The organism is Rhodococcus sp. KRD197 (genome assembly GCF_017168235.1).
Classification (GTDB): Bacteria; Actinomycetota; Actinomycetes; order Mycobacteriales; family Mycobacteriaceae; genus Rhodococcoides.
Genome location: NZ_JABFAO010000015.1, coordinates 141,205 through 152,722, shown reverse-complemented (window position 1 = coordinate 152,722; position 11,518 = coordinate 141,205). Strand labels below are relative to the sequence as shown.

11 protein-coding genes are annotated in these 11,518 nt (G+C 64.8%); 3 read left to right on the top strand and 8 right to left on the bottom strand.

Annotation, left to right across the window (positions count from 1 at the left end; genetic code table 11):
• From J1M86_RS21535 to J1M86_RS21525, 3 genes are all read left to right on the top strand, one after another.
• On the top strand, nt 1–1,427 hold a 1,427-nt coding region (locus J1M86_RS21535), incomplete at its 5' end, for an HNH endonuclease signature motif containing protein (protein ID WP_206511293.1).
• 23 nt (nt 1,428–1,450) lie between these two features.
• Nucleotides 1,451–2,032 carry an AAA family ATPase gene (locus J1M86_RS21530; RefSeq protein ID WP_075839775.1) on the top strand — a complete coding sequence of 194 codons (582 nt, stop codon included), beginning with the start codon at nt 1,451–1,453 and terminating at the stop codon, nt 2,030–2,032.
• Nucleotides 2,033–2,056: 24 nt separating this feature from the next.
• Nucleotides 2,057–2,524, top strand: coding sequence for a VOC family protein (locus tag J1M86_RS21525; RefSeq protein ID WP_307786707.1), 468 nt, complete (start codon nt 2,057–2,059; stop codon nt 2,522–2,524).
• Between the two features lie 2 nt (nt 2,525–2,526).
• Here the strand turns inward: J1M86_RS21525 and J1M86_RS21520 are convergent, their stop codons facing one another.
• The 8 genes from J1M86_RS21520 to J1M86_RS21485 all read right to left on the bottom strand — a co-directional run bounded on the left by J1M86_RS21520 (nt 2,527) and on the right by J1M86_RS21485 (nt 11,508).
• A complete protein-coding gene (locus J1M86_RS21520) occupies nt 2,527–3,219 on the bottom strand; it encodes a haloacid dehalogenase type II (RefSeq protein ID WP_206511292.1) in 693 nt (230 codons plus the stop codon).
• Nucleotides 3,216–3,656, bottom strand: coding sequence for a DUF1707 domain-containing protein (locus J1M86_RS21515; RefSeq protein WP_075839777.1), 441 nt, complete (start codon nt 3,654–3,656; stop codon nt 3,216–3,218). Before J1M86_RS21515 ends, J1M86_RS21520 begins: the two co-directional genes overlap by 4 nt.
• A 49-nt stretch (nt 3,657–3,705) precedes the next feature.
• Nucleotides 3,706–5,514, bottom strand: coding sequence for an acetyl/propionyl/methylcrotonyl-CoA carboxylase subunit alpha (locus tag J1M86_RS21510; RefSeq protein ID WP_075839778.1), 1,809 nt, complete (start codon nt 5,512–5,514; stop codon nt 3,706–3,708).
• Nucleotides 5,515–5,656: 142 nt separating this feature from the next.
• Nucleotides 5,657–7,144 (bottom strand): condensation domain-containing protein, encoded by a 1,488-nt coding sequence (locus J1M86_RS21505; RefSeq protein WP_206511291.1) that lies wholly within the window; start codon nt 7,142–7,144, stop codon nt 5,657–5,659.
• 151 nt (nt 7,145–7,295) lie between these two features.
• The gene (locus tag J1M86_RS21500) at nt 7,296–7,709 is read right to left on the bottom strand and encodes a SufE family protein (RefSeq protein WP_206511290.1); all 414 of its coding nucleotides are present in this window, start codon (nt 7,707–7,709) and stop codon (nt 7,296–7,298) included.
• 2 nt (nt 7,710–7,711) lie between these two features.
• Nucleotides 7,712–8,608: a sulfurtransferase gene (locus J1M86_RS21495; protein ID WP_075839779.1), complete on the bottom strand. Its 897-nt coding sequence runs from the start codon at nt 8,606–8,608 to the stop codon at nt 7,712–7,714.
• 48 nt (nt 8,609–8,656) lie between these two features.
• Entirely contained in the window at nt 8,657–9,901 is a 1,245-nt protein-coding gene (locus J1M86_RS21490) for a condensation domain-containing protein (RefSeq protein ID WP_307786706.1), read from the bottom strand.
• Nucleotides 9,902–10,077: 176 nt separating this feature from the next.
• Nucleotides 10,078–11,508, bottom strand: a complete 1,431-nt coding sequence (locus J1M86_RS21485; protein WP_206511289.1) for a condensation domain-containing protein — start codon at nt 11,506–11,508, stop codon at nt 10,078–10,080.
• Nucleotides 11,509–11,518: the final 10 nt, after the last annotated feature.

Here is an 11,518-nt window from a genome sequence, read left to right as displayed (position 1 = left end):
TCAGAGCCATCGAACACCAATGCGTTGCCGCGGCGGAACGGCTGAACCCGCGATCGCTACGTAAACGGATCTGGCATCTGTGGATGCGGTTCGACGAGGACGAGGCAACCCGAGCACAGCACGAGTCGACCAAACTCGACGCGAGAGTGACCGTCGATCCGAAAGACCACGGCATGGCGCAGCTGACCGCCCACATGACGGACCTGCAGGGCGCCGAGGCCGAGCAGTTGATCTCCGAGATCGCCGACATGGTCTGCAAGAACGACCCACGCTCGCGCCCGCAACTGCGGGTCGATGGACTGATCGCGCTGCTGCATGGTGAGCATGCCCTCGAATGCACCTGCAGTACCGGTGCCGACTGCCCCGCCGCGGGACTCGCGGACGGGCAACCTCCCAGACGCGGGCACCTGCTTCAGATCATGATCGGGGTGGAGACCTTGCTCGGGTTGACCTCGGAACCGGCGTCGTTGCCCGACGGGACAGCGTTGAACCCGGAGGTGGTGCGCACCCTGGCCGGCGATGCTCGGTGGCAGGCGATCCTCACAGAACTCGTCACTGTCCTCGACGCAACACGTGACCCCGAAACACCTGGCAACCCCGGGAACACGGCCGAACCAAAGCCGACGCACGGTGAATCAGAGACTCCTACTACCCCCGGCGGGGTGCCGCTGGCGTTGATGCGGGTGCTCGGGCGCGGACGGTCCGGTCCCGCGGCCGTGCTACCGGATTTCTCGTGTGTGGCGCCGATCGGTACGCCACCGGCGATGCTGCCCGACGAGACTGCGCTGAGTCGGTACGCTGCGGTGTTGTCGGCGATGGTGGAGCAGAACCCTTCGCATCCTGGGGTGTTTCCGGATGGCCATGGGGGTCTGCTGGTGCCGCCGACGGCGGGGTTGGTGTATCGACCGAACACTGTGACTTCAGCGTTGGTGCGGATGGCGTACCGGTGCTGCGCATTTCCGGGCTGCGAGGTACCTGACGAACGGTGCGAACTCGACCACATCGTCCCGTTCGATCACGGCAGTCCCGAGGCAGGTGGCTGGACGATCGCCTCGAACCTGCAGCCACTGTGCACCTGCCATCATCAAGCGAAGACCGCGCGGATGTGGACTGCGGTGATGCATGCCCATGGTGCGATCGTGTGGACCTCACGCGCCGGGATCGTGCGGATCACCCTGCCGGAGTTCGCGTTGCCCGCCGCGGTGCATCCCGTACGACGGAGGAAACGGGTGCCCGCGATCGATCACACCGCACAAACCTGGTGGGAGAAGAACATCCCCGAAGGCCAGGACCCACCGACCATTACCGAGCAACGCGCTGCAACCACCAACGAAGCCCGAAGCCGCATCCGGAAGATCCGCCGCAGATTCCGAGAACACACAGCAATACTCAGAATCCGCGAACAACACCAACCCCCACCGTTCTAGGGGGCGGAGGTAGTCTAGTTTCCGTGATTCTGGGCCCTGGCGATCGGCTGCCGCAGCGGCCATCGCGGATTGTCGTCGCCGGTACATCAGGATCCGGGAAAACGACGCTGTCGGCAGCGATCGCTGCCGTCCTAGATCTTGAGCACGTCGAAATCGACGCACTTTTCCATGGACCGGACTGGACGCCGCGCGAGGCGTTCGAATTGGACGTGGCAACGTTCATCGAACGCCCTTCATGGGTGACCGAGTGGACCTACGGTCTCGTCCGCGACCGGGTCGCCGACCGCGCTGACCTCGTGATCTGGCTCGACCTACCGCGGCATATGGTGATGCGCCAGGTCATCGAGCGGACGCTGCGACGACGCTGTCAACGAGAAGTGTTGTGGAACGGCAACATCGAGCCACCCATTCATCGAATCGTCCTCGACAAAGACCACATCGTTCGGTGGGCTTGGAAGACGCATCACCAGACTGCCGTGCGTATCGACCGGCTCATCGAGCGGCGTCCGGAGCTGAACGTCGTTCGCCTTCGGTCCCGTTCCGAAGTGAATCAATGGGCCAGCGGCTCGCTCGTCGATGTCCGAGAACGTTGGGGCGGGTATTGACACGCCTCGCAAGCTGCGGGCACGATGTTCCCCATCGTCGCGTGTCGATGGCGGACTGCGTCAGGCATGGAGGCGTCGTACTGCCCGGAGGCAGCGTTGTCCATCTCGTTCGACCACACCATTATCGTCTCGAAAGATCGAACCGAATCGGCGTCGTTCTTTCGCCGAATCTTCGACTTACCAGAAGCCCCGTCGTGGGGGTTCTTCCTCAACGTCCAACTCACCGACGGCACGCTTGTTCAGTTCGCCGAACCGCCATTCGACGATATCCAGTTCCAGCACTACGCGTTCCGCGTCGACGAAAAATTGTTCGACTCCGCATATGCGCGGCTCGTCGAGGATGGAATCGAGCACTGGGCTGATCCACGAATGACTCAGCCGGGCGTCATCAATCACGGGCACGGAGGCCGGGGAGTGTACTTCCGTGATCCGACCGGGCACTTCCTCGAAATGCTGACCCATTCGTACCTCGTAGACGGTAGGCCTGCCTGAGGTCAGCAGTTCAGTCGATCCGCCAACTCCGATATCGAACCGGTGCTGTACGTCCAGTCGGAGGTCGGGCCGAGGTTGCTGCTCTGATGCGCACCGTGTTCGGTGGGGCGGCACACGAACGCGGTGTCGAAGCCGCAGTCGCGGGCTGCGGCGAGGTCGTCGTTGTGTGCGGCGACCAGCATGCACTGGTGGGGTTGCAGGCCGAGAATGTCAGCGGTGCGGAGATATGACTCGGGTGTCGGCTTGTATGCACGCACCGGTTCTGCGCCGAGGATGGCATCCCAGGGCAGCCCCGCGTTCTTCGCCATGTCGAGAAGCAAAGACACGTTGCCGTTGGACAGAGGCGCGACGATGAATCGGGACTTCAATCGAGTGAGTCCGTCGATCGAATCAGGCCACGGTGTCAGCCGGTGCCACACACGGTTGAGTTCGACGATCGTGCTCTCTGGCAGGTCTACACCGAATTCCGAAAGAACGACGCGCAAACTTTCGAGGTGCAGCACGTCGAGCCGGGTGAATTCGCGTGCGCCGCAACGGACCTGTTCCATCGACGGCTGATACAGGCTGCGCCACCGGTCTGCGAAAGCGAAGGAGTCGACCGAACCGGGCAACACGGCTGCGCACTGCTCCGCGACGCTGGTGCGCCAATCGACCACTGTGCCGAACACGTCGAACAGGAGGGCTTCGGTTTTCACTCGCGACCTTTCCGTTTGTCTTTCGATCGCTCACCGCCATAGACAACGGCGCCGACTAGTGGGACGAGCAAGAAGAAGAGCCAACTGTTCGAGACCGGCACCACGAAGAACAGAATGAGCGCGACGACTGGGGTTATGGACATGACGGTCTTGCGCCAATCCCAACCGCTATCCGCCGTGTCCTGGCCCGCCCGTCCGGCCGGCGCGTTCGACTTCGAGATGTCCAGCGGCCGCGACGCGGTCGGGGCAAGCGAGGGCGATGGCAGGTCGGTGAAGACGGAATCGAGCTGACCGCGTGTGAGCGCCCCTGCGATGACGGCACTGCGTTCATCGAACTCCGGCAGCGTGATTCGCCCCGCACTCAGGTGCTCGCTGAGATTGGACAATGCCTGCTCGCGTTCGGCCGTACCGATGCGAACGTCCGGGTTCTCTGTCATGAAAACAGACTAACCCGGACGTCGCTCGATCTCGTGAACCTGTGCGCAGCTACTTCAGTTCGGCGAGGACCGTGCCCTGCGTGATGGCCGATCCTGGGGAGACGGTCAGGCCGGTAACGATGCCCGCTTTGTGAGCGTTGACCGGGTTCTCCATCTTCATTGCTTCGAGGACGGCGATGAGATCGCCCTCGGCGACTTCCTGGCCTTCTTCGACGGCGACCTTGACCACGGTGCCCTGCATGGGTGCGGTGACGGCGTCACCGGACGCAGCTCCCGCCCCGGCGCCGCCGCGCTTGCGTGGCTTGGGCTTACGGCGGATCGCGCCGCCGGCATTTCCACCACCAGCTGCACCCCCACCGTTACCGAGGGAGAACTGTCCCGGAAGCGACACCTCGACGCGCCTGCCGCCGACCTCGACGACCACGGACTGACGCGGAAGGACCTCGTCCTCTTCGAGGGGCTCGCCCGCAGTGAACGGGGGAACCTGGTTGTCCCACTCGGTCTCGATCCAACGAGTGTGGACATCGAAGGATTCGCCGTCGCCGATGAACGCGGGATCGGAGACCACGGCTGCGTGGAACGGGATGACCGTGGCTAGGCCTTCGACCTTGAACTCGGCCAGTGCGCGACGCGAACGGGCCAGCGCTTCCTCGCGGGTGGCGCCGGTGACGATCAGCTTGGCGAGCATGGAGTCGAACTGGCCACCGATCACGCTGCCGGATTCGACACCGGAGTCGACGCGCACACCCGGGCCCGAGGGGGCGACGAACGTGGTGACCGGACCGGGTGCGGGCAGGAAGCCGCGGCCGGCGTCTTCGCCGTTGATGCGGAACTCGAAGGAGTGTCCGCGGGGTTCGGGGTCCTCGGTGATGGAGAGCTCTTCGCCGTTGGCGATGCGGAACTGCTGGAGCACGAGGTCGATGCCGGAGGTCTCTTCGGTGACGGGGTGCTCGACCTGCAGGCGGGTGTTGACCTCCAGGAAGGACACGAGGCCGTCCTGGCCGACGAGGTATTCCACGGTGCCGGCGCCGTAGTAACCGGCTTCCTTGCAGATGGCCTTGGCGGAGGAGTGGATCTCGGCGCGCTGCTCTGCGGTGAGGAACGGTGCCGGGGCTTCTTCGACGAGCTTCTGGAAGCGGCGCTGCAAGGAGCAGTCGCGGGTGCCGGCGACGACGACGTTGCCGTGCTGGTCAGCGATGACCTGTGCTTCGACGTGGCGAGGCTTGTCGAGGTAGCGCTCGACGAAGCATTCCCCGCGGCCGAATGCGGAGACGGCTTCGCGGGTGGCGGAGTCGAACAGCTCGGGGATTTCTTCGCGGGTGCGGGCGACCTTCATGCCGCGTCCGCCGCCGCCGAAGGCAGCCTTGATGGCGATGGGCAGGCCGTGCTCGTCGGCGAAGGCGAGGATCTCGTCGGCATCCTTGACCGGCTCTGCAGTGCCGGGCACCGACGGGGCCTTCGCGCGGGCGGCGATGTGGCGGGCGGTGACCTTGTCACCGAGGTCGCGAATGGACTGCGGGGACGGCCCGATCCAGATCAGTCCGGCGTCGATGACGGCCTGGGCGAACTCGGCGTTCTCGGAGAGAAAGCCGTAGCCCGGGTGGATGGCGTCGGCGCCGGACTTCTTCGCGGCGTCGAGAACCTTGTCGATGGCGAGGTAGGACTCGGCCGACGTCTGACCGCCGAGGGCGAAAGCTTCGTCGGCGAGGCGAACGAAAGGTGCATCGGCGTCCGGTTCTGCGTAAACCGCGACACTGGTGAGGCCGGCGTCCGCTGCCGCTCGAATCACCCGAACTGCAATCTCGCCGCGGTTCGCGACGAGAACCTTGGTGATACGCGCACTGGCATGGCTGGGCACTGAGCCTCCTGAGGTGTCGAGTGTTCTGTGCTGGCCGTGTGTGCCGCACGTTACTTCATCTCTCCGGAGTTTAAGCACAGCCCGGATCGTCATCCCAACTGGATGCTGATTTCGACGAACTCCCCGAAAATGCGAGCCTCACCTACTGATCGGTAGGAATCGGTCCGATTGGCGCCGTGCCAATAGGGTGGCCGCGAAGGCCGTGCTCGGGCAGGGTGGCGGTACCTGTGTCGACCACCTCGTCGAGAATTCGACGCAGCGCGCCGACGTACTGATGCACGTTGGCGGTCGCGGTTTCGGTGTTCGGATATCTCGCGGCGATGTTGAGTCCCCGCGGAGTTCTGTTGATCCAGAGATACACGTCGTGGTCGTAGTGCTTGCTGCGTAGTGCGCGCGCGTTCCACTCGGGCCAGTGATCGGCCATCGGTGCGAATCGCACGTCCATGAAGGAGACGACGAAGCGCGGCGTCGCGCTGGTACCGAGGGCCTTGAACACCCGGTCGAGGGGTACTCGCGCGAGAGGCTTGGTCCTGTTGACCTGATCCGAAGCCTTCGCGACGATCGACGCGAACGAGTCTGCATCGGCGATGTCGAACGCGAGCGGACACAGGCCGACGAACCACCCGAGAGAAGAGACCCACTGTGGTTGGTCGCGCGTGTGGACGGGACTGATCGTTCTGAACTTCGTGGTGCCGGACAGTTCCGCGCCGGCAACCGCCAGTGTCGCGAGGAGCCCCGCGAAGAGGCTGTTGCCCGTCTTCCGGCATGCAACAGACAGAGCGTCGGCGCGCTCGGCGTCGAGAATCCACGCCGACAACCCGCCCTGGGGAGTGGTGGGTGAATTGGGCTGGCCGATATCGAGGGGGAACGCTGGGAATTCGCCGTCTCCGTCGTCGAGGAATTCCTTCCACGCCACCACTGCATCGTGCGTGTGCTCGAGTTCGGCGTGGATTCGCCGTTCCGAGACGCCGAAGTCGAGGTAGCTGCCCGCCTCGAACAGGTCCGCAGGTCGCCCGTCTTTGGCCTCGGCGTACAGAACGGAAATCTCGTGAGCGACGAGCGCGGTGGAGAAGCCGTCGATGATGGAGTGGTCGGCGGCGAAGAAGACGGTGATCCTGTTGTGCTCTCCCGACGGCCGGGTCGGTTCGAGAGGCTCGAGTGTCACGAAGGCGTACGCGGGCCAGGCCAGTGGTGAGGTGTATTCGTCGAACAGATATTGCAGATGGTCGAACACTTCGTCGGACTGCGCGCACGGTTCCTGTTCGACCTGCCAGATGTCGATGGCGCCTTTGGCGGCCGTGACGCGCGAAAGCTGACCGGATGGCTCGTCGATCGAGGCGTGCGAACGCATCGACTCGTGTCGGTCGATCCATGCCAGCACCGCCCGTCTGAACGCGGGCTTGTCGAGCGGACCGTCGATCTCGAAAGCGGCCCCAAGCCAGCTCTCACTGCCTCGGCGGGGGCTGGCGTGGCTGTGTCGAAGGTGCGCCTCGTGGACGTACGACGTCGGGCGGTCATCGGGCTGCCACCCGGCCAGGGCGGGGGTGGCGGCGTGGGGGCCGACGCTGGGAATCCACTCGGTGATGGTGCCCGCTGGGATGGCGTAATCCGCCAGTTCGGTGAACTCCATGCGGCACTACCATTTCTCGATCGATGACGGAAGATCGGACGAAACGGCGTGAGGGCTCGCTCGTCCGGTCGCGAGTCTACCGAGTGCAGGTGAATCGATCAAGACGACCCACGTGGGCGTCCACGGGGTCGTCTCGATCGACATGCGGTGACTACCTCAGGTGCCGCTTGATGCGCGTGAGCATCGCCGACATTCCGCGCAGTCTCAGCGGGCTGACCGCATCGCCGAGGCCGAGCGCGAGATAGAAGTCGTCCGGCACGTCCAGAATCGCGCGGGCGCTGTGCCCGTGCAGTCCCTGGTGCAGAATCGATGCGAACCCACGCGTGGTCGGCGCCTCCGGGGGAGCGCTGAAGTAGAGCTGCACATGGTCGGTGTCGGCGGAATCGACGGACAGAAACAGCGGGGACTGGCATTCCGGGACCGGTTCCATCGCCGCCTGTTCCAGGTGGGCAGGCAACTCGGGCAGCTCGCGACTGAACTCGAGAAGAAGCTGCAGCTTGTTCTGCCCGTCGACGGCCGCGAAGTCTTCGACTATCTCGGCCAAGGACTCAGGCATCTCCGCCATCTCTACTGCTTGGAAGGTGCGTCGCCGGGCTCGTCGCCGCGAGCGATGGGCACACGCACGGCGTTACCCCACTCCGTCCACGATCCGTCGTAGTTGCGCACCGAGCCGTGGCCGAGGAGATGCGTGAGAACGAACCACGTGTGGCTCGATCGCTCGCCGATCCGGCAGTAGGCAATGACTTTTTCCTGGGCGACGATCTCGCCGTAGATCTCGTCCAGTTCGGCGCGCGTGCGGAAACGTCCGTCGGCTGCCGCAGCCTTGGCCCAGGGGATACTCACCGCGGTCGGGATGTGACCGCCCCGCAGCGCGCCTTCCTCGGGGTAATCGGGCATGTGGGTACGTTCGCCGGTGTACTCGGCAGGCGAGCGCACATCGATCAGTGGGATGGTGCCGAGGCTGCTCAGGACATCCGACGCGTATGCCCGAATCGGTGCATCGTCACGCTCGACGACGGGGTATTCGGTAACAGGGGAGTCCGGTACGTCGAGCGTCGTCTCCCGGTTCTCGGCCAACCACGCGTCGCGGCCACCGTCGAGCAGGCGTACATCCTCGTGGCCGAAGAGCGTGAAGACCCACAGTGCGTATGCGGCCCACCAGTTGCTCTTGTCGCCGTAGATGACGACGGTGTCATCGCGCGAGATGCCCTTACGGCTCATGAGTGCTGCGAACTGCTCACCGTCGATGTAGTCGCGCTCGACGGGATCGTTGAGGTCGAGATGCCAATCGACCTTGACGGCGCCGGGGATGTGGCCGACGTCGTACAGCAGCACGTCCTCGTCGGATTCGACCACCTTGAGGCCGGGAGTTCCGATATGGGCGGAGAGCCACTGTGTGGACACCAGGCGGTCCGGGTGCGCATAGTCGGCGAACGTGGGGGTGGGGTCTGCTGCTATGGGCACTTCTTCTTCGCTCCTACGGGGGATCGATTCGAGCTGACACTGTCGATCCTAGGCGGTTGTTGCGGCGAGCGAGAGTTCCCGCGATTGCTCGGACTCGACCGCCACCGCCCGTATCGCCTCTGTCAGGGCCGTTGCGAACTGTTGCACAACGCGGTGTGCCCGCGGCGTATCGGGAAAGCGGGCCCGCAACGACAGTCCTTCGTCGGTGCGCGAGATCCAGAACTGAGCGTCGTCGGCGGTGGTGACGTTGCTGATGTGGTGTGCGCGCCGCGCGCTCGCACCGGCGCCCGGCAGCGAACGGTAGTCGACGTACGAGATCATGAACACGTCCTCGCGAGTCCGCACGAACTCGTCGCCCAGCGCACCGAGAATCCGCGAGATAGGAACGGTGGCAAGCGGCAGCGCCGCGCGGAACTCGGATCGGGCCGATTCCAGCGTATCGGCGAAGCTGTTGCCGACGGTCACCGTCATCGGGGCATTGGTGGTGAACCACCCGACCGCGTGCGCGAATCGCTTCTCGTGCCGGGTGTGCAGCGGAAACAGCAGGGGAAGCCGGCGGGGCCCGCCGATCTTCACACACGCCTGCGCCATTGCGGCCGCGACCGCAGCGAACATGCCGGCGCCGAGAGTGCGGCAATGCTGCTCGAAGGATTGCGTCGCCACGGCCGAAGCGAGCGCATGCACGGTCGTCTCTTGCGGCGCCTTCTCGCCCGGCGCAACGCCGAGATCGAACGGAAACGACGGTGCCCCGCCACCACAATCGGAGACGAAACGAGACCAGGCAGCGATACGTCGGTCGGACAGTGGGACGGCCGGCGTATCGGCTTCCAACGCGCAGTACTCGACGAAGCTCCCGGCCGGGTCGAGTTCGGCCGTACCGCCGGAGGAGTAGGCCTGATAGAGGGCAGACAACTCCTCGACCGCTACGGTGATCGACACCGCGTCCACATGCGCGTGATCGAATCCGCACACGATCGTCGAACTCTCGCAGCGATCCACTGCCGCAAAACAATACGAGGGATGGCGCGAGGGGTGACACGCTGCGTCGAGACGGGCGCGCAGATGCGAGGCAAGACCATCGCCGTCGTCGAACTCGCGTTCGGTGGGGTGCCCCACCCGAACATCGGCTGCGTTGTGCACGCGCCTGCCGATGCCGGGGCCGTCCCCGTGGGACGTGCTCGCGGTGAACGTGGTCCGCAGGGCGGCATGACGTTCGATGAACTGCGAGATCGCCCAGGTCGCGGCATCGACGTCGAGACGCCCGGGCACCTCGAACGCCGCCGCGATCCACACGGTCGGGGAGGGCGGGCCAGCACCGAGGGGCCAGCACCGAGGGCGGGCGAGAGGTGAAATGTCTGGTTGAACGACGGCGGAATCGCTGATTCCTCACCCTCGCCCAGCGCTACCGGCCACTCGAGATATGTGCCGGGTTCGATACGAAACTGCGCGATCGAGGTGACACGCATCCCTCAGCTGCCCACCTTGTCGACCGTACGCACCGCATACTCGCCCTCTCGGGCAACCGTGCTGAGAACGTTCTGCAGATGATCGTGGTAGCGCTCGACCGATTCCGCTGCCGTGGGGTTGTCGGGAATTTGCGCACACAGGTACAGGTTCTCGTGATCGCGGTTGACCCACATCGATGCGTTGGAGGTGCTGCCCTCGCCCGTGAAGTGTCGAGCGCGGGCATCGGCGGGACGACCGACGCCGGGAAACCAGCGGAAGTCGATGTACGAGAGCATGTTCGGACTGACCGCAAGCTCGCTGCCCAGGGTTCCATCGGCGGCCAGGGCACCGAGGACTGCGTGAACGGGCGCCTCTCCGATCTGTTTGGCCCTGTCGAACCCATCGTGCGCTCGCGCCGCGACCTCGGAGAACGTCCGGGCGTCCGCGACGTCGAACGCGACGGGAGCGAAGTTGACGAACCATCCCTGGGACTGGCCGTAGTCACCGAGGTGCCGGGTGCTCAGCATCGTGATGCCGAAGTAGCTTTCGCGCCCGGCGAGTTCGTGGTCGGTCACGGCGACGGCGGCGAAGATTCCGCTGCTGATACGAGCACCCGCGGCCTTGCATGCGCGCTCGAAAGCAGCAGTTTCCTCGGCGTCCAGCAGATGCCGTTCGGCGACTCGAACCTGTCCGCGTTCACCCTCGGCCAGTCCGAGGTCGAGAGGGAAACGGGGCATCTTCCCGTGGTTTTTTGCGAATGCGTCTCTCCACGCGGAGATTTCGGGTGAGTCCGCGTCGTACTGCGCTGCACGGTCGCGCTCCTGCACCGCGTAGTCGAGATGGCTACCGGCCGGAGCAGGTACCGGTGCCTCGGCTCCGGTTTCGAGCGCATACAGATCCGCGAGTTCGCTGATGACCAGCGCCTGTGAGCCGCCATCGGTGAATGCGTGATCGGCCCCGTAGTACAGCGTGAAGCCGTCCTCGCGCTCGATCGCACCGACTACGAAACCTGGCCACTCGAACGCCGTTGCCTCAGCGGAGAATCGTGAGCGAACATACTGCTGAAACTGCTCGTCCGAGTCGAAGGCACCGGCCTCGCGCGGTTCGAAGGAGGCAACCGCAGGTTCGGCCAATCTGCGGTGCACCACCGTGTGGTCCACGTCGAACCAACACCGCAGGCCCTCGTGCCTGAGCACGTAAGCCGCGATCGCGCGCGAGAGTGCATCGCGATCGAGCACACCGTCGATCTCCGTGGCGACTCCGGTGTAGGCATGATGTGCATCACCGCGTTCGGCTGCCGCTGCTGCAGCCCGAAGGTGGTCCTCCTGCAAGAAGGACGGCGGTGCAGGGTGCACCGGCGCTGCCCGAGCGACGCGGACGGCGTCCACCGTCGGATGCCATTCGAGCAGACGGCCGGGCTTCGGCTTCCAATTACCCAGTGCGGTGATGATCATCTTGGCTACC